Annotated in this window: 19 protein-coding genes and 1 pseudogene; 10 read left to right on the top strand and 10 right to left on the bottom strand. The window is 57.4% G+C overall.

What is annotated here, in order from left to right; all coding sequences use genetic code 11:
* Positions 1-268 precede the first annotated feature (268 nt).
* Positions 269-631: a YibL family ribosome-associated protein gene (locus tag BHE81_RS18145; RefSeq protein ID WP_002922410.1), complete on the bottom strand. Its 363-nt coding sequence runs from the start codon at positions 629-631 to the stop codon at positions 269-271.
* 272 nt (positions 632-903) lie between these two features.
* Here BHE81_RS18145 and BHE81_RS18140 point away from each other — a divergent pair, with 272 nt between their 5' ends.
* Positions 904-1,128 (top strand): hypothetical protein, encoded by a 225-nt coding sequence (locus BHE81_RS18140; protein WP_002922402.1) that lies wholly within the window; start codon positions 904-906, stop codon positions 1,126-1,128.
* Here BHE81_RS18140 and mtlR read toward each other — a convergent pair.
* From mtlR to mtlA, 3 genes are all read right to left on the bottom strand, one after another.
* Entirely contained in the window at positions 1,117-1,713 is a 597-nt protein-coding gene (gene mtlR, locus BHE81_RS18135; RefSeq protein ID WP_002922401.1) for a mannitol operon repressor MtlR, read from the bottom strand. The genes BHE81_RS18140 and mtlR overlap by 12 nt on opposite strands.
* Positions 1,713-2,861, bottom strand: coding sequence for a mannitol-1-phosphate 5-dehydrogenase (gene mtlD / locus BHE81_RS18130; protein WP_004145239.1), 1,149 nt, complete (start codon positions 2,859-2,861; stop codon positions 1,713-1,715). Before mtlD ends, mtlR begins: the two co-directional genes overlap by 1 nt.
* Positions 2,862-2,961: 100 nt before the next feature.
* Positions 2,962-4,869 carry a PTS mannitol transporter subunit IICBA gene (gene mtlA, locus BHE81_RS18125; RefSeq protein WP_002922397.1) on the bottom strand — a complete coding sequence of 636 codons (1,908 nt, stop codon included), beginning with the start codon at positions 4,867-4,869 and terminating at the stop codon, positions 2,962-2,964.
* A gap of 538 nt (positions 4,870-5,407) precedes the next feature.
* Here mtlA and BHE81_RS18120 point away from each other — a divergent pair.
* The 7 genes and pseudogenes from BHE81_RS18120 (at position 5,408) to BHE81_RS18090 (ending at position 11,693) form a co-directional block, all read left to right on the top strand.
* Positions 5,408-5,776 (top strand): DUF3302 domain-containing protein, encoded by a 369-nt coding sequence (locus BHE81_RS18120; protein WP_004152044.1) that lies wholly within the window; start codon positions 5,408-5,410, stop codon positions 5,774-5,776.
* Between the two features lie 3 nt (positions 5,777-5,779).
* Positions 5,780-6,916, top strand: coding sequence for an HlyD family secretion protein (locus BHE81_RS18115; RefSeq protein WP_149888817.1), 1,137 nt, complete (start codon positions 5,780-5,782; stop codon positions 6,914-6,916).
* Positions 6,917-7,022: 106 nt separating this feature from the next.
* Positions 7,023-7,631 (top strand): glutathione S-transferase, encoded by a 609-nt coding sequence (locus tag BHE81_RS18110; RefSeq protein WP_004145238.1) that lies wholly within the window; start codon positions 7,023-7,025, stop codon positions 7,629-7,631.
* Between the two features lie 105 nt (positions 7,632-7,736).
* Positions 7,737-9,125: an L-seryl-tRNA(Sec) selenium transferase gene (selA, locus tag BHE81_RS18105; protein WP_023301436.1), complete on the top strand. Its 1,389-nt coding sequence runs from the start codon at positions 7,737-7,739 to the stop codon at positions 9,123-9,125.
* Complete coding sequence (gene selB, locus BHE81_RS18100; protein ID WP_004173923.1) at positions 9,122-10,963, top strand: selenocysteine-specific translation elongation factor; 1,842 nt, start codon at positions 9,122-9,124, stop codon at positions 10,961-10,963. Before selA ends, selB begins: the two co-directional genes overlap by 4 nt.
* Positions 10,964-11,005: 42 nt before the next feature.
* A pseudogene (locus tag BHE81_RS18095) lies at positions 11,006-11,098 on the top strand (IclR family transcriptional regulator); the annotation flags it as partial.
* Positions 11,099-11,207: 109 nt separating this feature from the next.
* Positions 11,208-11,693: a 4Fe-4S dicluster domain-containing protein gene (locus BHE81_RS18090; RefSeq protein ID WP_002922360.1), complete on the top strand. Its 486-nt coding sequence runs from the start codon at positions 11,208-11,210 to the stop codon at positions 11,691-11,693.
* A 42-nt stretch (positions 11,694-11,735) separates the two neighbouring features.
* Here the strand turns inward: BHE81_RS18090 and avtA are convergent, their stop codons facing one another.
* A complete protein-coding gene (avtA, locus tag BHE81_RS18085) occupies positions 11,736-12,992 on the bottom strand; it encodes a valine--pyruvate transaminase (protein ID WP_149888816.1) in 1,257 nt (418 codons plus the stop codon).
* 171 nt (positions 12,993-13,163) lie between these two features.
* Positions 13,164-15,197, bottom strand: a complete 2,034-nt coding sequence (locus BHE81_RS18080; protein WP_009308772.1) for an alpha-amylase — start codon at positions 15,195-15,197, stop codon at positions 13,164-13,166.
* Between the two features lie 314 nt (positions 15,198-15,511).
* On the opposite strand from BHE81_RS18080, the gene BHE81_RS18075 reads away from it, so the two are divergent.
* On the top strand, positions 15,512-16,330 hold the full coding sequence (locus tag BHE81_RS18075; RefSeq protein WP_004188166.1) for a protein bax: 819 nt from the start codon (positions 15,512-15,514) through the stop codon (positions 16,328-16,330).
* 39 nt (positions 16,331-16,369) lie between these two features.
* Here the strand turns inward: BHE81_RS18075 and xylR are convergent, their stop codons facing one another.
* From xylR to xylF, 4 genes are all read right to left on the bottom strand, one after another.
* Positions 16,370-17,548, bottom strand: coding sequence for a D-xylose utilization transcriptional activator XylR (gene xylR / locus BHE81_RS18070; RefSeq protein ID WP_002922351.1), 1,179 nt, complete (start codon positions 17,546-17,548; stop codon positions 16,370-16,372).
* A 232-nt stretch (positions 17,549-17,780) separates the two neighbouring features.
* A complete protein-coding gene (gene xylH, locus BHE81_RS18065) occupies positions 17,781-18,962 on the bottom strand; it encodes a xylose ABC transporter permease XylH (protein ID WP_002922349.1) in 1,182 nt (393 codons plus the stop codon).
* Positions 18,940-20,481 (bottom strand): xylose ABC transporter ATP-binding protein, encoded by a 1,542-nt coding sequence (locus BHE81_RS18060; RefSeq protein WP_002922346.1) that lies wholly within the window; start codon positions 20,479-20,481, stop codon positions 18,940-18,942. The genes xylH and BHE81_RS18060 overlap by 23 nt, the downstream gene beginning before the upstream one ends.
* Positions 20,482-20,545: 64 nt before the next feature.
* The gene (gene xylF / locus BHE81_RS18055; protein WP_004152040.1) at positions 20,546-21,541 is read right to left on the bottom strand and encodes a D-xylose ABC transporter substrate-binding protein; all 996 of its coding nucleotides are present in this window, start codon (positions 21,539-21,541) and stop codon (positions 20,546-20,548) included.
* 494 nt (positions 21,542-22,035) lie between these two features.
* On the opposite strand from xylF, the gene xylA reads away from it, so the two are divergent.
* The gene (gene xylA / locus BHE81_RS18050; RefSeq protein ID WP_002922139.1) at positions 22,036-23,358 is read left to right on the top strand and encodes a xylose isomerase; all 1,323 of its coding nucleotides are present in this window, start codon (positions 22,036-22,038) and stop codon (positions 23,356-23,358) included.
* Positions 23,359-23,374: the final 16 nt, after the last annotated feature.

Raw genomic sequence — 23,374 nt, 5'->3', positions numbered from 1 at the left:
CGCCAGGAGAGGAGGGCTGAGTCTGCGCTCATTGCCGATCCCACCGAAAGTAAAATTGGCCCGGCCAATTAAGGGTATCAGGGTTGATGACAATGAATGGTTAATCAGATGTTACTCTTAAGCAACGTGTTTGTGATGGGTTTTGACGGATTTGTGAACTGCCAGGGGGTGGATGAAATTATTGGTTGGACCAATCGACCCGGCTGAAGGTAAAAATGTGGGGGGAGTGAAGACAGAATAGCCCTCTCCGTACGGAGAGGGCTGGGGATCAAAATTCGCTGCGGGCGAAACCGGTCATCTCTTTCAGACCCATTTCCCGGCCCAGGGCGGTCATCGGATGGACAACCACCAGGCCGCGAACGCTTTTCTTCAGCTTGCCCATATCGGCCTGCTCTTTTTTGGTAATCGCGCGGCGGAACGGCAGGCTCATCAGTTTCTGCGCCTCTTTGCTCAGCTTCTGGCTCTGGACGGAACGCAGACGTTCAATCTCCGTTTCCAGAGTGGCTTTTTCTTTTTCCAGTTCAGCATATTTATCGGCGGCTTCCACCAGCGACAGCTCGGCCTGCTGGTGGCGGATGGCGTCGAGACGATCGCTCAGACGCTTGATTTCATTCTTTTCGACTTCTTTCATGGTGATTTGATCTGTTAATAAAGGGGCTTCATTCGCCTATAGTATGTGCCGTGACCGCTATTGTTGATAGCTATTTATCAAAAATTCGCCGTTTGTCGCCCGCGGAATGCAATATCATTTATCGCTAATAATTTGAATTTTATTAATATTCCGCCTAATACCCGTTCTAATTTCATTTCTGTGAAGCCTGTCGGCAGATAAGCACGTTTTCCTTAACCCACGCTGGTGAATTGGCTAATGCTTAATCAGATTATTCCCAAAAGGAGGACGTGATGGCAAAGATCGGCGACGGCGTACCACGTTTAATCGACAAAGCGGTTGATTTTATGGCTTCCAGTCAGGCGTTTATGGAGTATTTGAAAAAGTCTCCGCGTCTGCAGCATGTACCGCGAGACATTCCTCAGGATAAGGAAGCGTTGTTCCTGCAGCGTCTGGAATATTATCGTCAGCTTTACCGGCCGACCTGCGACCAGACGGAACCGGAATCAGAGCGTTGATTTCTGAAAGGCTTTTTTTAAGCTGATTCGTGAAATCAGCTCAGTCAGGGACAGCACCATCGTTGAGCGCACCATCTGCTGGTAACGCAGTTTCTGCATTGCCAGCAGTTCGGCATCGCTGTCATCAAATTGCGGCGTTGGCGGCAGGGCGGCGACGCAGTGCAGCTCGCCGAACGGACCGATAATTTCGTCGTCGGTAAAGCTGTACTCATTGCCGTCGTGGTTAAGCTCTTCGCGCAGGGCCATCAGCAGCTCAGCGTCTTCATATTCGGCACGACTTATCACCCCAAGGCCATAAATCAGCTTCAGGCGTACAGAGAGATCGCCGAGCGGCCCGCTGCCCTCCAGCAAGGGCTCGACGGCGTATTTCACCGCGTAGTCGTCTTTACGGAACACCTGAAGCACCAGAATATTGACCGCTTCCGTTAACAGCTCGACGGTGGCGATCAGGAAGCTTCGTACGGTTTTGCCAGCATTCAGACGCTCAAGCACACGGTTTTCAAATGCTTGTGTTTCTTCCATCATTGCCTGCATATCTGACAGGAGTCGTAATGGGCGCGACGTTGGTCGCGCCAGGTTGTGCATCATTTTTCCGCGTTGTAGTCGTTAACGGCCTCCGCGACGACATCACTTGCGGCATCCAGGCCGGAAATCTGCGCCAGCGCGGCCTGCGGCCCCTTGTCGGCGATCAGTGCCGCCAGCTCCTGCGCCTGCGGATCGTCTTCGCTACGGAAATGCATCGCCGCCGCAATCCCTTTCACCAGGTTGCGGTGCGGCAGCCCGTATTCCAGTGTACCCAGCAGCGGCTTAATTAAACGGTCGCCAGCGCTCAGTTTGCGCAGCGGCTGACGGCCAACGCGCTCAACATCGTCTTTCAGGTACGGGTTCTCGAAACGGCCAAGTATTTTCTGGATATAAGCCGCGTGCTTCTGCGGGTCAAAGGCGTAACGTTTGATCAGCACCGCGCCGCTCTCTTCCATCGCGCCCTGCACGACGGCACGAATTTTCTCGTCGAGGATCGCGTCGCGAATCGTCTGATGGCCCGCCAGTTTTCCGAGGTAGGCGGTTATAGCATGCCCGGTGTTCAAGGTGAAGAGCTTGCGTTCGACAAATGCCATCAGGTTATCAGTTAATTCCATCCCCGGGATAGTCGGCAGCGCGCCCTTGAACTGAGTCTTATCGACAATCCATTCGCTAAAGGTTTCCACGGTGACTTCCAGCGGGTCATGAGTGGCGGAAGCCGATGGCGGCACAATACGGTCAACGGCAGAGTCGACAAAGCCGATATGCGCTTCCACCCACGCTTTATCTTCTTCCGCCAGCGCGTTAAACACGTGGCCTTTTAACTGCGTGGTGCCGCGCACCATATTTTCGCAGGCGATGATGTTCAGGGGGCGTTCGGTGCCCTGCGCTTTGCGCTGCGCCAGCCCTTTGGCGATCGCTGGCGCGATGCGCTCGAGCACGACGGGACCGACGGCGGTGGTGACCAGATCCACCTCAGCGATCAGGTCCACAACCTCATCGCCGATGCTGCTGACGGCATTGACGCCGGAGACGGTGTCCACCTGCTCATTCTCACCGACGACGTGAACCTGATAGCTATGACGGGCATTCAGGGCATCAAGTACGGTCTGATTGACATCGGCAAACGTCAGTTCGATGCCCGCGTCGGCCAGCAATTTACCGATAAAGCCACGTCCGATATTACCTGCGCCAAAATGTAATGCTTTCATAGTATTAACCTTCAATTAATGTTTTCACCTGAGAGGGCTGGGGTGAGGCCTTTCCCCTCACCCCAACCCTCTCCCAAAGGAGAGGGTTGGATAGCGCTGATTATTTATTTAACAGCGCCAGAACTTCGTCGACGCTGGTGGTTTTCGCCAGGCGCTCAATCACGGTTTCGTCATCCAGCGCGTTAGTCAGACTGGTGATAACCTGAATGTGCTCGTTATTACGAGCGGCGATGCCGATGACCAGACGCGCGACTTCATCTTCTTCTTCACCGAAGCGCACGCCTTCCGGGTACTGGCAGAAGACGACGCCGGTTTTCAGCACGCGGTCCTTCGCTTCGATGGTGCCGTGCGGTACCGCGATGGACTCGCCGAGATAGGTCGAGGTCAGTTTTTCGCGATCCAGCATCGCCTGCACATATTCCGGCTCGACGTAGCCGCCTTTCACCAGCTGCTCACCGGCGAAGCGAATGGCTTCTTCTTTGGTGGCTGCTTTGCGACCGAGGAAGATGTTATCCGCGCCCAGCTGGAACAGGTTGTTGTTAGTATCGTCAAAGCTGTCTTTCAGGCTATCGGTGACTTTGACTTCGTTGTCGATGTGGCGCTGGGCCGCGACCAGGCGCTCGGTCAGGCTGGTGTACAGACCGCTGTCGAGGAAGTTGGTCAGCGAAATATGCTGCGCCTGCGGCACCTGGCGCATGGCGCGCTCGGTAAGGTCGCGGTGGGTGATGACCAGGTCAACATCCGGCGGCAGGTTATTGATTGCGCTGTTGGTGACCGAGATGTTGCTCAGCCCGGCATCCTGCACTTTCTTGCGCAGTACCCCGGCGCCCATGGCGCTGGAACCCATCCCGGCGTCGCAGGCGACGATGATTTTACGCACATGGCTCAGGTCGTTGGTGACATTGCCGGCCGCCAGCGGGCTGGCGCCTTTGGATTCCGCTTTCATGTCATGCATACGACGCGTTGCGGCTTCGATATCGTCTTCTTCTTTGACTTTGCTGGTCTTGAGCAGAACCGCAGAGACCACGAAGGAGACCGCCATCGCTGCGATAATCGCGGCGATGTTAGCGAAGTAGGCGCCTTTCGGCGTCATCGCCAGTACCGCCAGAATGGAACCCGGGGAAGCCGGGGAAACCAGACCGCCATTGAGGATAGTCAGGGTGAAGACACCGGTCATCCCGCCGAGGATAACGGCCAGGATCAGGCGCGGGTTCATCAGCACGTACGGGAAGTAGATTTCATGGATACCACCCAGGAAGTGGATGATAGCCGCCCCGCCTGCAGACTGTTTTGCGCTGCCGCGGCCAAAGAACATGTACGCCAGCAGAACGCCCATCCCTGGACCCGGGTTAGCTTCAATCAGGAAGAAGATGGATTTACCCAGCTCGTGGGACTGCTGAATACCCAGCGGCGAGAAGATACCGTGGTTGATGGCGTTGTTAAGGAACAGGATTTTTGCCGGTTCGACGAAGATAGACGCCAGCGGCAGCATGTCGTGCGCCACCATAAAGTTAACGCCAGCCGCCAGAATTTTCGACAGAACTTCGACCGCCGGGCCAATGCCGAGGAAGGCCAGAATGGCGAGGATCATCCCGATGATGCCGGCGGAGAAGTTATTCACCAGCATTTCAAAACCGGATTTGATCTTACCGTCTACCCAGTTATCGAACTTCTTGATGCAGTAGCCGCCCAGCGGGCCGGCAATCATTGAGCCGAGGAACATCGGCATATCCGCGCCGACGATAACGCCCATGGTGGTGATCGCCCCGACCACGCCACCACGTTCGCCGCCGACTAATTTACCGCCGGTGTAACCGATCAGCAGCGGCAGCAGGTAGGTGATCATCGGACCGACCAGCTTCGCCAGCGTTTCGTTTGGCAACCACCCTGTCGGAATGAAAAGCGCGGTGATGATACCCCACGCGATAAACGCGCCGATATTCGGCATCACCATATTGCTGAGGAAACGACCAAAGCTTTGCACCTTGATCTTGATATCGGATGACATAAAACACCCCTTCTTCTGTTTTGCGTATAGCGCAGGCTTAAAGCCCGAGGTTTGTTGTTAATGTGGCGGCAGAGGTAGCCGGGCCCTGATTGATAGTGCGAAATCTGGCACTGAATCGTTTAGCTGTCCAGCCAGCGCCCTTTTGTGTGATACGGATCACATGAATATAGGGGGCAAAGCGCTTTTTGTAGTGATGCTGATCACATAATTCCTGTGTAAAAAAACAACACAGCGCCTTTTTAGCCGCTGATCTGCCTTTTTGTGTGATATTTGTCACAATTTTGTTTCGTGGTTTTGTTGTTTGTTTGTGATTTTGATCACAAAGAATTTCACGGTGGATTTTTGCCGCTGTGATCTCGGCCCGGTTTTGCGGCCAGGGCGAGATGGCTCTGTAACTAAGCAACCTTAACTGCCGAATAACTTTTTTACGCCGGATGGCAAAAATGAAAGGCGTGAATTATGCTCAAAATAGCGGCCCGAATGTCAGTGGGTCGTGAATAAAATTCATATAAATTATTAGCGTAAAGCCGAGGGAATTATGTTTCTCAATTATTTTGCGCTGGGCGTTCTGATCTTCGTTTTTCTGGTCATTTTTTATGGGATTATCATTATTCACGATATTCCTTATTTGATCGCCAAAAAACGCAACCACCCTCATTCCGATGCTATTCATGTCGCCGGATGGGTCAGTCTTTTTACTCTCCACGTAATATGGCCGTTTTTATGGATTTGGGCCACGTTGTACCAGCCTGAGCGCGGCTGGGGCATGCAGCATAAGGCGAATACGGCCCCTGACGAACCTGAAAAAGAGACCGATATACAACAGCTTCGCCAACGACTGAGCGACCTTGAACACCAGGTGGCGGCCATCCAGCGGCCGCAGTCCACCTCTGCGGCGGAGAAATAATCTATGGATCTGTTGATAATTTTGACCTACGTGGCCATCGCCTGGTCGATATTTAAAATCTTCAAAATACCGGTAAATAAATGGACGGTACCTACCGCGGCGCTGGGGGGTGTATTTATTGTTAGCGCGCTTATTTTATTAATGAACTATAACCACCCTTACACCTTTCTGGCGCAAAAGGCGGTGATATCTATTCCTATTACGCCGCAGGTTACCGGAGTGGTTAACAGCGTCACCGACAAAGCGAATCAGCGCGTCAAAAAGGGTGAGGTGCTTTTTACTATTGACCCGGCGCGCTATCAGGCGCGGGTCGACCGTCTGCAGGCCGACCTGGTGACGGCGCTGCACAGTATTAACACCCTCAAAGCGCAGCTCTCTGAAGCCCAGGCCAACACCACCCGCGTGTCGGCGGAACGCGATCGCTTATACAAGGACTATCAGCGCTACCTGAAAGGGAGCCAGGCGCGGGTGAACCCGTTCTCGGAAAGCGACATCGATAACGCCAGGCAGAATTACCTTGCCCAGGACGCGCTGGTCAAGGCGTCGGTGGCGGAGCAGGCGCAGATCCAGAGCCAGCTGGACAGCATGATCAACGGCGAGCAGTCGCAAGTGGCCAGCCTGCGCGCCCAGCTGGCGGAGGCGAAATATAATCTCGATCAGACCACCGTGCGGGCGCCAAGCGATGGGTATATCACCCAGGTGCTGATCCGTCCGGGGACCTATGCCGCCTCGCTGCCGCTGCGTCCGGCGATGGTGTTTATCCCCGAGCAAAAACGGCTGATCGTCGCCCAGTTTCGGCAAAATTCCCTGTTAAGGCTGGAGAAAGGCGACGACGCGGAAGCGGTGTTTAACGCCCTGCCCGGACAGGTATTCCACGGCAAACTGGTGAGCATTTTACCGGTGGTGCCGGGGGGAACCTATCAGGCGCAGGGGGCGTTGCAGTCGCTGACCGTGACGCCGGGCAGCGATGGCGTGCTGGCGACCATTGAGCTCGATCCGAATGCCGAAATCGATGCACTACCCGATGGCATCTATGCGCAGGTGGCGGTCTACTCCGACCATTTCGCCCACGTTTCGGTGATGCGTAAAGTGCTGCTGCGGATGACCAGCTGGATGCACTACCTCTATCTCGATCATTAATGCGATCGGCGGCAGGTTGAGCCGGACGCTCACCTGCCTTTTGTCCTGCCCTGAGCCATACTCATATCTTTGTTGGCGATAATTTGTTGGCGATAAGGAGCAGGCTATGAAACTGATCGGCAGCTACACCAGTCCCTTTGTGCGCAAAATATCGGTGATCCTGCTGGAAAAGCGCATCCCTTTTGAGTTTGTCAACGAATCCCCCTACAGCGAAAGCAACGGTGTGGCGCGCTATAACCCGCTGGGCAAGGTACCGGCGCTGGTGACGGACGACGGTGAGTGCTGGTTTGACTCCCCGGTCATCGCCCAGTATCTGGAGCTGCTGGGCGTGGCGCCGCCGATGATCCCCGCCGACCCCAGAGCCGCTCTCAGGATGCGCCAGCTAGAGGCGCTGGCGGATGGCGTGATGGAGGCCGCCCAGGCGCTGGTGCGTGAAAAGGCTCGCCCGGGCGCGCAACAGTCAGAGCAAGAACTGCTCCGCCAGCGGGAGAAAGTGGCTCGCGGTCTCGACAGGCTGGAAGCCTGCGCGGCAGACGGAACGCTGCGCGGCGACGAGGTTAATCTGGCGACCATTTCCACGGCCTGCGCCATTGCTTATCTGAACTTTCGTCGGGTAGCGCCCGGCTGGTGCGCCACCCGGCCGCAGCTGGTGAAGCTGGTGGATGCGTTGTTCCAGCGCGCCAGCTTTGCGCGCACTGAACCGCCGCGGACTTGACCCAGGCAGGTAACAGTTTGCGCAAGGAGGCGTTACAATCGCCGCTGATTGTTGACTCCCTCTCCCGTCGGGAGGGGGGAAAATAACTTACCGCCAGGCCCATTCATGACTACCGAAATTCGTGCGCTTTATACCCGGCTTCCGGCCATTGACCGCTTACTACGCGACCCCGCTTTTTCTCCCCTGCTGGCGCAGCACGGCCATTCGCAGGTGGTGGCGCAGCTGCGCCAGATGCTGGATGAGGCGCGGGAGCAAATCCGCCAGTATCAGACACTGCCGGACTGGAGCCATGACTGGCCGAGCGCCTGCGCGCAGCGGCTCACCGCCGGCCGGCAGAGCGCCCTGCGTCCGGTGTTTAATCTCACCGGTACGGTATTGCATACCAATCTGGGGCGCGCCATTCAGGCGGAGTCGGCTGTGGAGGCGGTCGCCAGCGCGATGCACGCGCCGGTGACGCTCGAATATGATCTCGACGACGCCGGGCGCGGCCATCGCGATCGCGCCATTGCCGATCTGCTGTGCCAGATCACCGGCGCGGAAGACGCCTGTATCGTGAACAACAACGCGGCGGCCGTTCTGCTGATGCTGGCGGCCACCGCCAGCGGTCGCGAAGTGGTGGTCTCTCGCGGCGAACTGGTGGAGATCGGCGGGGCATTTCGCATCCCCGACGTGATGCGCCAGGCGGGTTGCCAGCTGCACGAAGTAGGTACCACCAACCGCACCCATGCCAAAGATTATCGCCAGGCGGTGAATGACAATACCGCGCTGCTGATGAAGGTCCACACCAGCAACTACAGTATTGAGGGCTTTACCAAAGCCGTCGACGAAGCGGAGCTGGCGGCCATTGGCCGCGAACTGGATGTTCCGGTGGTAGCCGACCTGGGCAGCGGGTCGCTGGTGGATCTCAGTCAGTATGGCCTGCCAAAGGAGCCGATGCCGCAGGAGATGATCGCCGCCGGGGTGAGCCTGGTCAGTTTCTCCGGCGACAAGCTGCTCGGTGGCCCGCAGGCCGGGATTATCGTCGGCAAACGCGCGCTGATTGCCCAGCTGCAAAGCCACCCGCTGAAGCGGGCCCTGCGTGCCGATAAAATGACCCTCGCGGCGCTGGAGGCTACGCTGCACCTCTATCAGCACCCGGAGGCGCTGAGGGAGAAATTGCCGACGCTGCGCCTGCTCACCCGTCCGGCGGAGGAGATCCGCCGGCTGGCTGAACGCCTGCAGCCTGACCTGGCGGCACACTATGCTGATTTTGCCGTCAGCGTGGCAGCCTGCCAGTCGCAGATTGGCAGCGGCTCGTTACCCGTCGACCGCCTGCCCAGCGCGGCGTTGACCTTTACCCCGCATGACGGCCGCGGTAGCCGGCTGGAGGCGCTGGCGGCCCGCTGGCGCGCGCTGCCGTGTCCGGTGATTGGCCGCATTTATGACGGTCGGCTCTGGCTGGACCTGCGCTGTCTGGAAAATGAAACCCGCTTTATGGAGATGTTGTTACGATGATTATTGCCACCGCTGGACATGTTGACCACGGCAAAACGACGCTGCTGCAGGCGATAACCGGCGTGAATGCCGATCGTCTGCCGGAAGAGAAAGCGCGGGGAATGACGATCGATCTCGGCTATGCCTACTGGCCGCAGCCGGACGGGCGGGTGCTGGGATTTATTGACGTTCCCGGGCACGAAAAGTTTTTGTCCAACATGCTGGCGGGGGTGGGCGGTATTGACCATGCGCTGCTGGTGGTGGCCTGCGATGACGGGGTGATGGCGCAAACCCGCGAACACCTGGCGATCCTGCAGCTGACCGGAAAGCCGACGCTGACCGTGGCGCTGACCAAAACGGACCGCGTGGCGGCCGCCAGGGTGGCGGAGGTTCAGGCAGAGGTCGAGCAGACCCTGGGCGAGCTGGGCTTTGACGCCGTCGCTTTCTTTCCCACCGCGGCGGCGGAAAATATCGGTATTGCAGAACTGCGCAGCCATCTGCTGCAGCTTGCGGAGCGCCCCCGCCCGCAGCAGCAGCGGTTTCGCCTGGCGCTGGATCGCGCTTTTACCGTCAAAGGCGCGGGGCTGGTGGTCACCGGGACGGCGCTCTCCGGCGAAGTACGGGTCGGGGATACCCTATGGCTTACCGGCGTCAACACGCCGATGCGCGTCCGCGGCCTGCATGCCCAGAATCAAGCGGTTGAGCAGGCGCACGCCGGACAGCGCATTGCGCTGAACATTGTCGGCGATGCGCAAAAAGAGGCAGTGCACCGCGGCGACTGGCTGCTCTCCTCACCACCGCCGGAGCCAGCAGAACGGGTGATTGTCGAGTTGCAGTGCCATACGCCGCTCAGCCAGTGGCAGCCGCTGCATATTCACCATGCTGCCAGCCACATTACCGGCCGGGTGTCGCTTCTTGAGGGCAACCTGGCGGAGCTGGTGCTGGATACTCCGCTGTGGCTGGCGGATAACGACCGGCTGGTGCTCCGCGATATCTCTGCTCGCTTGACGCTGGCGGGCGCACGGGTGGTGACGCTGGATCCTCCGCGTCGCGGCAAACGTAAACCGGAATATCTGCAGTGGCTGCACGCCCTGGCAGCGGTCGGCGCTGACGATGCGCAGGCGCTGGAGTTACATCTGCAGCGGGATGCCGTCCGGCTTGAGCACTTCGCCTGGGCGCGGCAGCTCAGCGAAGCCGGAATGGCGGCCCTGATCCAGCGACCGGACTATCTGCAGGCCGGACAGCGCCTGCTTAGCGCGCCGCTTGCCGCCCGCTGGCAGCGAAAATTGCTGGATGCCCTTGCGCGCTACCATGAGCAGCATCGAGACGAGCCGGGCCCTGGCCGGGAGCGCCTGCGCCGCATCGCGCTGCCGATGGAAGATGAAGCGCTGGTGCTGCTGCTGATTGAGCAGATGCGCGAGAGCGGCTTAGTCCACAGCCATCACGGCTGGCTGCATTTGCCGGAGCATAAAGCCGGGTTTACCGACGAGCAGCAGGCGGTCTGGCAGAAGGTGGAGACTCTGTTCGGCGACGATCCGTGGTGGGTGCGCGATCTTGCGCGCGAAGTCCATGTTGAAGAGTCCCTGATGCGCGCGGTGCTGCGCCAGGCGGCGCAGCAGGGGATGATTACTGCGATCGTCAAGGATCGTTACTACCGCAACGATCGCATTGTGCAGTTCGCCCAGCGGGTGCGCGAGCTGGATCGGCTGCGCGGTTCAACCTGCGCGGCGGATTTCCGCGATACCTTAAACGTCGGGCGGAAGCTGGCGATCCAGATCCTGGAGTATTTCGATCGGATTGGCTTCACCCGCCGTCGCGGCAACGATCATATCCTGCGCGATAAGGCATTGTTCCGGTAATCATTAACGTCGGCTCCCCGGCGGACTTCGTGCCGGGGAGCTGGCGAAAAGAACTTGTTAAAACCACTACGTGAGACCGCCGAAGCAATTTCGCGTGAGCTGGGTTTCACGGTGCGTGAAGCGTCAGGCAAATGACCACATCCTGCCGGCCATCTGACAAAAAACAGCGCTGATTCCATTCAGGATCAAAGCGCGGGCAGGGGACATTCTGGCACCCTGCGGTTTTATCCCCAGGGAGCAGAGGATGAACCAGTTTCTTATTGCCAATGCCCAGCGGTGCATCGGCTGTCGTACCTGCGAAGTGGCCTGCGCGGTGGCGCACCAGCAGGCGCAGGATGTCGCCGCCCTGTCGACGAACCATTTCGCGCCGCGTATCCGGGTGGTGAAAAGCGGTGACATATCGACGGCGATGGCCTGTCGGCAGTGCGAGGATGCGCCCTGCGCCAGCGTTTGCCCACAGGGGGCGATTCAGCGCGACAATGACGTCTGGTGGGTCGACCAGCGGCGCTGCATCGGCTGCAAAAGCTGCATGGTGGCCTGCCCGTACGGCGCGATGACCGTTACGGTAATGAACCAGCAGGCGCAGGCGTTGAAATGCGATCTATGCCATCACCGCGCCGAAGGACCGGCCTGCGTGGCCGCCTGCCCGACGCAGGCGCTGCGGGTGATGGTTCCCGCGGAGCTGGAAGCGCTATGCGCGCAAAAACGCCAGCGGCTGGCGCTGGCGTGAATGGGGTCGCTGACGAACGTTACCCGCCCGCGGCGTCAGAGATTATGCTTCCTGTTCGCGCCAGGCAAATTCAACCTCTTCGGCGAGGATTTTCACTCCGGCTTCGATTTTTTGCGGGTCCGGTACATAGTTCATGCGCATACACTGGTGGGTGTGCGGCCACGGTTTATCCAGACCAGGGAAGAAGTAATCCCCCGGCACCATCAGCACGCCGCGCTTTTTCAGCCGCTGATACAGCAGCTCGGTGGAGATCGGCAGATCCTTAAACCACAGCCAGAGGAAGATTGCCCCCTCCGGTTTGTGAATAAAGCAGCGCTCCTCCGGCAGATAGCGGCGAATAATGGCGATGGTTTCCTGCACCCGCTGGTAATAGAAGGGCTTGATCACCGTCTCTGACAGGCGCAGCAGATCCTGTCGTTTAATCATTTCGCACATCATTGCCGGCCCGATGCCGCCAGGGGCGAGGCTAATAATGCCGTTCATGTTGCTGATGGCGGTGATGATTTTTTCGTTGGCGATGATAATCCCGCAGCGGCTGCCCGGCAGGCCCAGCTTGGACAGGCTCATACACAGCACGATGTTCGGATTCCACAGCGGTCGGGCGTCGCTAAAGATAATGCCCGGGAACGGTACACCGTAGGCGTTATCAATCACCAGCGGGACCCCGTGCTGATTCGCCAGCGCATCCAGTTTGATCAGCTCTTCATCAGTGATGACGTTGCCGGTCGGGTTGGTGGGGCGCGAGACGCAGATCATCCCGGTCTCTTCCGTCACCTGCAGATGCTCAAAATCAACATGGTACTTAAACTGGCCTTCCGGCAGCAGTTCGATGTTCGGCCGGGTGGCAACGAACAGATCCTCTTCCAGACCGGCATCGGCGTAGCCGATATATTCCGGCGTCAGTGGGAACAGTACCTTACGGGTGGTGCCATCTGCCCGACGGCCTGCAAACAGATTAAATAAGTAGAAAAATGCGCTCTGACTGCCGTTTGTTAGCGCAATATTCTGTGGTTCGATCTCCCAGCCCAGCTCGTCGCGCAGCATGTTCGCCAGCAGAGCCAGCAGCTCGCTTTTGCCCTGTGGACCATCATAATTACAAAGCGCATCAAGGGCTTTGCCATTATCCAGCATGTCGGCCAGCAGCTGCTGGAAGTAGTCATTCATTTCCGGGATCTGAGCGGGGTTGCCGCCGCCCAGCATAATAGCGCCCGGCGTGCGCAGACCGTCATTAAGGTCTTCCATCAAGCGGGTGATGCCTGAATGACGGGTGAATTTGTCGCCGAAAAGGGAAAATGTCATCGCGAATAGTCTATCGGTGGTTCTGGAAAGTGGCTAACCATAACGCCAGCGCTGGCGTGGTGCAAATCGGCGGGAGGAGGCGGGTTTTTATCTTTATCCTGTATATTGCTATTTTGTTAGCATTTTGTTCTAAATGGTGGCTCCCCGCCAGGGCGGAGAGCCACCTGTGGATTACTGCTGCTGTCCGGCCCAGATGACCATCACTTTGTCTTCACCGCTCTCACGCACGAACCCGTAACCACGCGACATCGACAGCGTTGTCTGTTTGCCCATGCCGATTGCCGGATGGCGAGCGCGGAACTGGCCGATCTTCTGCCAGTGGGTAACGCTGCGGGCCGCCTTGCCGTTGACATCCTGCCAGTTCATCTCCGAGCGGGTACCCTGCAGCGGGTCCGAGCCGGTGGGGCCGAACGGGCGCGATGATTCGTCGCCATAGAAAATCTGCACGGCGCCAGGGGCCAGCAGCAGTAGCTCCGCCGCGGTGGTGCCGCCTTCACGGAACAGCCGCGTATCGTGCGAGGAGAGGTAGCTCAGGACGTTAAAGCTCTGCAGCTTGTCCGCCATTTGCTGCCAGGTGAGGTCAATATTGGCCATACAGGTCGCCGCTTTCGCCGCCTGGTCCTGGTAGTCGAAATTGATCATCGCATCAAAACCGTGGCGATAATAATCGCTCTGCATCACTCCATGTCCCCAGGCTTCGCCGGTCATCCAGAACGGCGCCGCATCCAGCGCTTTATCCGGATTGGCTTTCTTCCACTCCGCCAGCGCGGCGGTGGCCTGGGTTTTTAACTGCTGCCAGGCGTCCATCTCCACATGTTTGGCGGTATCGACGCGGAAGCCATCGATGCCGTAGTCACGTACCCACTGGCTCAGCCAGTGTGTCAGATAGTCGCGCGGCGTATAGCCCGGGATCGCTTTCGCTGCGGTGTCTGGTTTATGGTTATAGAAGTTCGGCAGGCCTGAGACCTCCTTCGATTCGGTTTTCAGGTCCGGCAGGAAGGCCAGCGACATGGTGAGATCGTCATAGCCCGGATTGTCGTAATCGCCGATATCGGTGCGGATCCACTTCTTACCCCACCATTTCTCCCACCCGGCTTTGTCGCTGAAGTTGATATAGTCGTTAAAGCTGTGCCAGGTCTGTCCCGCGCCCGGCTTCCAGTCCGTCCAGCGCTCGCCGAGAGTTTTTTTCAGCTCATCGCCTTGCAGATACAGGGAGCCGAACTGGAACTCCTGCATGTCGGCCAGGGTGGCGTAGCCGGCATGGTTCATCACCACGTCGAACAGAATACGTATTCCGCGCTTATGCGCTTCATCCACCAGTCGGCGGAGATCCGCTTCGGTCCCCATGTTGGCGTCCAGTTTCGACCAGTCCTGGGTGTAATAGCCGTGATAAGCGTAGTGAGGGAAATCGCCCTTCGTGCCGCCGCCGACCCAGCCGTGGATCTGCTCGAGCGGGGAGCTGATCCACAGGGCGTTAACTCCCATCTGCTGCAGATAATCCAGCTTGCTGGTTAATCCCTGCAGGTCGCCGCCGTGGAAGGTGCCGATCTCCTGCATGCCGTCTTTATGGCGACCATAGCTGTTGTCGTTGGCCGGGTTACCGTTTACGAAGCGATCGGTCAGGACGAAGTAGACGGTGGCATTGTGCCAGTCAAACGGCGCCGGGGCGGCGGTCTCGGCACGCTCGAGTAGCAGCAGGCCATTGCTGCCGAAGGCGGGCTGCAGGGTGATTTTGCCGCCGCTGACGGTCGCGACATTGCCGCTGTAGAAATCGCGGACCTTGCTGCCCTCGGCGAAGGTTTTGCTGACGTCGATGGTCAGCGGTTTTCCGTCCCACTTCGGACACTGGCGGATCTGCGGCGCCGCGGCGCTGGTCTCTTTTTCCTCCAGCGAAATTATCATCGTTGGCGTGCCGGAACGGGTATCCACCTCCAGGGTATACAGACCCTGGCGGAAGATGCGCCATTGCGGCGGTGTGCCGCGACAGGGCTCCATGGACAGCATCTGGTTGAGCTTAATGCCGCCGGAAGGCTGCCAGCACTGCTGGTCAAAATTTAGCTGCAGGGGACGTGTACCCTTCTCAACCACTTTCTGGCTGATGAATCGGCCGGTCCCTTCTTCGGTAAAAGCAGGAAAGTCGGTGGTAGTCCAGGCGGCAAAGGCCATCCCAGGCACGAATAACGTGGCAAGCGCAGCGAGTTTCATTGCGAGATCCTGTGAGCGGTTTTTATCTAGTGTGCCTTGTCGCCGCGCGGGTGAACTCCTCCTGACGCGCGTTTTACCAGGAGGATGAAAAGGGGTGAGTGACACCGCTCAAAAAATAGGCTAAAAATGAGACGAAGCTAGCATTTTCGCGCTGGCGATGCGCCGCAGAAACCGATTTCAGATGACAGCAATTCGGAATTGGACTATTTCTGTTGATGCCCTCAGTGCGTATTTTTGATACTATTAGCGATTCAGCTATCGTTTTTTTGTGAAAAACAAGGTGTTGGAATGCATATATCCGACCAGGAGACCTGATGATATCGAATCCCATACGACGATATGGGGCCGCCATACTTATGTTACTAACCTGCATCTTTTCAGGTAGTGTGTTGGCGACAACGCACACAGCGACAAAGAGTCATAAAGCCCCAACGGTAAAGAAGATAAGTAGTACTAAGGTAAGCAGTAAACAAGAGTATTCTCGCAATAGTGTAAAGAGCAGTTCACTTCCTGACTTGCGAAAATACCCTTCCGGAACACCAAGGAAAAAAGCGTTTCTCCGGACGGTCATGCCTTATATTACCAAGCAGAATCAGGCGATTACTGCGGATCGTAACTGGCTTATTTCCAAGCAGTACGATGCTCGCTGGTCACCGACTGAGAAGGCGCGCCTGAAGGATATCGCTTCCCGTTATAAGGTGAAGTGGTCAGGCAATACGCGTCATGTGCCCTGGAACGCGCTGCTTGAGCGTGTCGACATTATTCCGAACAGCATGGTGGCGACCATGGCGGCGGCGGAAAGTGGCTGGGGTACCTCCAGGCTGGCGCGCGAGAATAACAACCTGTTCGGCATGAAGTGCGGCGCCGGTCGCTGCCGCGGCGCGATGAAAGGTTACTCGCAGTTTGAGTCGGTAGAGCAGTCGGTGCAGGCTTACGTAACAAACCTGAACACCCACCCGGCCTATTCTTCTTTCCGCAAGTCGCGCCTGCAGCTGCGCAAGGCGGATCAGGAAGTAACCGCCAGCACCATGATCCATAAGCTGAAGGGGTATTCGACTAAAGGGTCGAGCTACAACAACTATCTCTTCGCGATGTATCAGGACAATCAGCGGCTCATCGCCGCCCATCTGTAATCCGGATGCCCGGCCTTGTCGCCGGGCATTTTTTTTACCCTACAGCATCACCTCGCTGTGCCGATCGCGGTACTCCTTCGGCGTCACGTCGTACTCCTTCTTAAACACCGAATAGAAATATTGCAGCGACGGATAGCCGCACATCTGCGAAATCTCATTGATCGACAGACTAGTGGACACCAGCAGGCTACGCGCCTTTTCCAGTTTTTCGCTGTGGATCACCGTGTGGATGGTCTCACCGACCTCCTCTTTGAAGCGTTTTTCCAGATTAGAGCGAGAGATGCCCACGGCGTCGAGCACCTGTTCCACCTTGATGCCTTTGCAGGCATTGTTGCGAATGTAATGCATCGCCTGTATCACGGAGGGATCGTTTAACGACCGGTAGTCGGTGGATCGTCGCTCAACGACGCGCATCGGCGGGATCAGCTGGCGCTGCAGCGGGAGGGCCTCGTTATTCAACAGCCGGTGGAGTAATTTTGCCGCCTGATAACCCATCTGGCGGGTGCCCTGGGCGACAGAGGAGAGGGCGACGCGAGAGAGATAGCGGGTTAGCTCCTCGTTATCGATGCCGATAACGCACAGTTTCTCTGGCACCGGGATATGCAGTAGCTCGCAGGCCTGCAGGACGTGGCGGGCACGGGCGTCGGTGACGGCGATGATGCCGGTTTGCGGCGGCAGGGTTTGCAGCCAGTCGGCGAGCCGGTTTTGCGCGTGCTGCCAGTTCTCCGGCGCTGTCTCCAGCCCCTGGTAGACCACGCCGCGATACTTCTCCTTCGCGACCAGCTGGCAGAAGGCATACTCGCGCTCTACCGCCCAGCGTTTACCGCTGGAGGCGGGGAGTCCGTAAAACGCGAAGCGGTGCACCCCTTTTTCCTTCAAATGGAGAAAAGCGCTTTCCACCAGCGCGGCGTTGTCGGTGGCGATATAGTGGACCGGCGGGTACTGCTCTGGCTGATGATAAGATCCGCCGACGCCGACGATGGGCACGTGGACATCGGCCAGCAGCTTTTCGATTTCGGGATCGTCATAGTCGGCGATAACGCCATCGCCCAACCACTCTTTGATGTTTTCGATGCGTGCCCGAAAGTCCTCTTCAATAAAGATATCCCATTCCAACTGGGAGGCCTGCAGATACTCGCCGACACCTTCAACTACCTGGCGGTCATAAGCTTTGTTGGCGTTAAATAACAGCGTAATACGGTGACGCTTTTCAAACATAGATAATGTTCCTGCTCTAACCCCGGTCATACCCCTTCATTCAAGATGTTGCCGATGGCCTGACTTACCACTCATCCCGGCCACGTACGCCGGTACGCGGCCGGGGGCGCCGTCTGCAACCCGAATGATGTTGGGTATACACTACCGGCTAATGCCCGAGATATTTCAAGCGCCTTATGGCGAAGTTTGGCGGTAGCGCAAAGAATTCAGACATTCTTCAGAGAGTCTCTGCTTATGCGCGCCGCTTGGTGGCAGAGTCCATCCACACCGCCAGCAGCAAAATGGCGCCTTTAACGATATATTGCCAGAAGGTGGCGACGTCCATCATGCTCATGCCGTTATCCAGGGCCGACATAATAAACGCCCCCATTACCGCCCCGGCGACGCTGCCGATGCCGCCCGCCAGGCTGGTGCCGCCGATGACGCAGGCGGCGATGGCGTCCAGTTCGGCGATATTGCCCGCCGAAGGCGACCCCGCGCCGAGCCGTGAGCTGAGGATTAGCCCGGCAATGGCGACCATCAGGCCGTTAATGGCAAACACCGCCAGCTTGGTACGCTCGACGTTAATCCCGGACAGACGGGCCGCCTCCAGGTTGCCGCCGATGGCGTAGATGCGGCGACCAAAGGCGGTGCGGGTGGCCATAAACAGGCCCGCCAGCAGCAGGGCGGCGAGGATCAGCACCGGGGTCGGTACGCCGCGATAGTCATTGAGCAGCCAGATTGCGCCCAGCACAATCACCGCGGTAATGGCCTGGCGGCCGACGGCGGCGGTGGAGGACGAGGTCGCCAGACCTAACGCCTGCCGGCGCATCCGCCCGCGCCACTGCCAGACGATAAACACCGCCATGCCGACAACGCCGATGCCGAAGCCGATGCCGTCTGGCAGGTAGCTTTGGCCGATCTGCGACATCGCCGGGCTGGTGGGCGAGACGGTGGTCCCGTTGGTGATGCCGATCAGAATGCCGCGAAACGCCAGCATCCCGGCGAGGGTGACGATAAACGAGGGCACCTTGCGATAGGCTACCCACCATCCGTTCCACGCGCCGAGCAGCAGGCCCATCACCAGCGTCACCAGAATGGTGAGCGGCAGCGGCCAGCCGAGCCAGACGTCAAAGATCGCCGCAGCGCCGCCCAGCAGCCCCATCATCGAGCCAACGGAGAGGTCGATTTCTGCCGAAATAATCACAAACACCATGCCGACGGCGAGGATGCCGGTGATGGCCGTCTGCCGCAGCAGGTTGGAGATATTGCGTGCGCTCAGGTAGGCGCCATCGGTAACCCAGGTGAAAAACAGCATAATGACGACGATGGCGGCGATCATCACGAAGACCTGGAGATTCAGCCCCTTCAGCGCCGGCAGGGCCGCGGGGGCGGTTGGGGTGAGTTTGATTTCAGACGACGTGTTCTTCGACATGGCGTTCGCTCCTCAGCGCGGCTTCCATCACCTGTTCCTGGGTCAGATGTTGATTAACCAAATTGGCTTTTAGTCTGCCTTCGTGCATGACCAGCACCCGATCGCTGAGACCGAGCACCTCGGGCAGTTCGGATGAAATGACAATGACCGCGATGCCCTGCTGCACCAGCTGGTTAATCAGTTTATAAATTTCATACTTCGCCCCGATATCGATGCCACGGGTGGGTTCGTCGAGGATCAGAATGCGCGGATTGAGCAGCAGACAGCGCGCCAGAATCGCCTTTTGCTGGTTGCCGCCGCTCAGACGGCCAATCGCCAGCTCCGGCGAGGAGGTTTTAATTTTCAAACGCTGAATGGACTGCTGGATGCAGTGCTGCTCGGCGGCGTCGTCCAGGCTGCTCATTGCGCCGGTGAACTGGTTGAGCGCCGCGAGGGTAATGTTTTTGCCCACCGCCATCACCGGCACGATGCCGTCTTTTTTGCGGTCTTCCGGCACCATGGCGATGCCGTGGGCAATGGCCTGCTGGCAGTTAGAGATGCTCACCGGCTGGCCATCAATAAAGATCTCCCCTTGCCAGCGCCCCGGCCAGACGCCGAACAGGCACTGTACCGCCTCGGTACGTCCGGCGCCGACCAGCCCGGCGATGCCGAGGATTTCTCCGCGACGCAGGGAAAATGAGACGTCATTGACCCGTTTAATATGGCGGTTTACCGGGTGCCAGGCGGTTAAATGTTCAACCCGCAGGATCTCCTCGCCGTGGGCGTGCGGCTCGCTGGGATAGAGCGCGGTGAGCTCGCGGCCGACCATCATGGTGATGATATCGTCTTCGCTCATGCCGCTGGCATCGCGGGTGCCGATGTGCTGGCCGTCGCGGATCACGCAGATCGTATCGGAGATCGCTTTGACCTCATTGAGCTTATGCGAGATATAGATGCAGGCGATATCGTGGTTTTGCAGATCGCGAACGATCGCCAGCAGCGTCGCGGTTTCTTGTTCGGTTAAGGAGGCGGTCGGTTCGTCGAGGATCAGCAGGCGAACCTGTTTATTCAGCGCCTTGGCGATCTCCACCAACTGCTGCTGACCAAGGCCGAGGTCGCCGACGCGGGTATCGGGCGAAATGGGCAGATTGACCTGCGCCAACAGTTTCTGACAGCGCAGCGTCATGGTTTCATAATCCAGCAGACCATGGCGGGATATCTCGGCGCCGAGGAAAATATTCTCCAGCACGGTGAGATGTTTCACCAGCGCCAGCTCCTGATGAATAATGGCGATGCCTTTGCGTTCGGTATCGCGAATATGGTTTGCCTGCAGCGTTTCGCCGGCAAAAATAATCTCGCCCTCATAGCTTCCGTGCGGATAGATACCGCACAGCACCTTCATCAGCGTCGATTTCCCCGACCCATTTTCACCGCATAACGAGACCACCTCGCCTGCGTTCAGGCGCAGGCTGACGTTATCCACGGCTTTAACAGCGCCGAAGGTTTTGGTGATGTTCTTCATTTCGAGTAGCCAGGTCATAAAGACTCCGCAACAGTGATATCCGGCGGGATGAAAATGACGCCCCGCAGCGGGGCGTCAGCCATTACAGTTCACTCTTTTTATGGAAACCGTCTTTAATCACCGTGGCGTCGATATTCTCTTTATTCACCTCAATTGGCGTTAACAGGCGCGAAGGGACGTCTTTTAAGCCGTTATTCAGCGTGGTATCGGCCTTCGGCTGCTTATCGTTACCCAGCTCAACGGCGATTTCAGCGGCGTTGGTGGCCAGGGTGGTTATCGGTTTATAGACGGTCATCGTCTGGGTACCGGAAATAATGCGCTTCACGCCCGCCAGGTCAGCATCCTGACCGGAGATCGCCACTTTGCCGGCCAGCCCCTGGGCGGTTAAGGCCTGGATGGCGCCGCCGGCGGTGGCGTCATTGGAGGCGACCACGGCATCGATCTTGTTATTATTCGCCGTTAGCGCGTTTTCCATTATTTTCAGCGCGTTCTCCGGCAGCCAGCCGTCAACCCACTGATCGCCGACAATCTTAATTTTGCCATCATCGACATACGGCTTGAGAACCTTCATCTGTCCGGCGCGGAACAGTTTAGCGTTATTATCCACCGGCGAACCGCCCATCAGGAAATAATTACCCTGCGGCACTTTGTCGACCAGACTTTGCGCCTGCATTTCACCAACTTTTTCATTATCGAAAGATATATAGAAATCAATGTCGGCATTATTAATCATACGGTCATAGGCCAGGACTTTAATACCTTCCTGCTTGGCTTCTTTAATAACGTTACTGAGTACCTGGCCGTTATAAGGAATAATGACTAACACATCGACGCCGCGGTTGATCATGTTTTCAATTTGCGACATCTGCGTTTCTTCATTGCCATTAGCGGACTGGACAAAAACTTTGGCGCCTAAGGATTCCGCTTTATTGACGAAAATATCACGGTCTTTCTGCCAGCGCTCCAGACGCAGATCGTCGATGGCCATGCCAATCTTCACTTCTTTCGCCATCCCCGCCATGCTGGCGAGCAGGAGGGAGCTGGCGCAAAGCGTAAGGCAAAGGTTCTTTATCTTCATAATAACGATACCTTTTTTGTAAGGGTAGGTAAGACGAACGGAAAATAATGTTTGATACATGAGGTTGCGGATACGTTACAGATTCTTAACGCGGAAAGCAGGGCTGGCAATTACCGGTTCTTATTTTGCCGTTATGAAATTTCGTTTAATGTGCAAATTATGACGGCGATCGTATTTTATTCATGCACGCTCTTATTATTGCACTGGACTGTCTCTGACAGAGCGGCGCAACGGCGACTGGATATTATTTTTGCGAGCTGGCGCACGTTTGTGGATTCTCTCAATGGCGGTGTGAAATAACGTAATTGAGGAAAATGAAAGCGAAATTCTATATTGGCTTAAACCCGTCATACTTCAAGTTGTAGGTGGGTTGGTGACATTCGTTGCTCCGCCCCCGGTTACCGGGGACTCGCGCTCCTGCCGCCTTCCTGCAACTCGAATTATTTAGGGTATCTGATTGGTTATTCGCCGCATCTCTGAATATGGAGTTCTCTATGCAGACCTATTTCGATCAACTGGATCGCGTTCGTTACGAAGGCCCGAAATCCACTAACCCGCTGGCTTTCCGTCATTACAACCCGGATGAACTGGTGCTGGGCAAACGGATGGAAGATCATCTGCGTTTTGCGGCCTGTTACTGGCACACCTTCTGCTGGAATGGCGCCGATATGTTTGGCGTGGGCTCCTTTGATCGTCCCTGGCAGCAGCCTGGCGACGCCCTGGAGATGGCCAAACGCAAAGCCGATGTGGCGTTCGAATTCTTCCATAAACTCAACGTGCCTTACTACTGCTTCCACGACGTTGACGTCTCGCCGGAAGGCGCTTCGCTCAAGGAGTACAGCAATAACTTCGCCCGGATGGTCGAGGTGCTGGCTGAGAAACAGCAGCAGAGCGGCGTGAAGCTTCTGTGGGGGACCGCAAACTGCTTTACCAACCCGCGCTACGGCGCCGGCGCGGCCACCAACCCGGATCCGGAAGTATTTAGCTGGGCGGCCACCCAGGTGGTCACCGCCATGAATGCCACCCATCAACTGGGCGGTGAAAACTATGTGCTGTGGGGCGGTCGCGAGGGCTATGAAACCCTGCTGAATACCGACCTGCGTCAGGAGCGTGAGCAGATTGGCCGCTTTATGCAGCTGGTGGTGGAGCATAAGCATAAAATCGGCTTTAAAGGCACGCTGCTGATTGAGCCCAAACCGCAGGAGCCGACCAAGCATCAGTATGACTATGATGCCTCTACCGTTTACGGCTTCCTCAAACAGTTTGGTCTGGAAAAAGAGATTAAACTGAATATTGAAGCTAACCACGCGACGCTCGCTGGTCATTCGTTCCATCATGAGATTGCGACGGCCATCGCGCTGGGGCTGTTCGGCTCCGTTGACGCCAACCGCGGCGATCCGCAGCTGGGCTGGGATACCGACCAGTTCCCGAACAGCGTCGAAGAGAACGCGCTGGTGATGTATGAAATCCTCAAAGCGGGCGGCTTCACCACCGGCGGCCTCAACTTTGATGCGAAAGTGCGCCGGCAGAGCACCGACAAATACGATCTGTTCTATGGTCATATTGGCGCGATGGATACCATGGCGCTGTCGCTGAAGGTCGCGGCGCGGATGATCGAGGACGGCGAACTGGATAAGCGCGTGGCCAGACGCTACGCTGGCTGGAACGGTGAGCTGGGGCAGCAGATCCTTAACGGGCAGATGACCCTGAGCGATATTGCCCAGTATGCCGCTCAGCATCAGCTGGCGCCGCAGCATCGCAGCGGCCAGCAGGAACAACTGGAAAACCTGGTCAACCATTATCTGTTTGACAAGTAATCATGCGGCGGCGCCC

The organism is Klebsiella sp. AqSCr (assembly GCF_008452795.1).
GTDB classification, from domain to species: domain Bacteria; phylum Pseudomonadota; class Gammaproteobacteria; order Enterobacterales; family Enterobacteriaceae; genus Klebsiella; species Klebsiella pneumoniae.
This window is presented reverse-complemented; position numbering and strand designations above follow the sequence as displayed.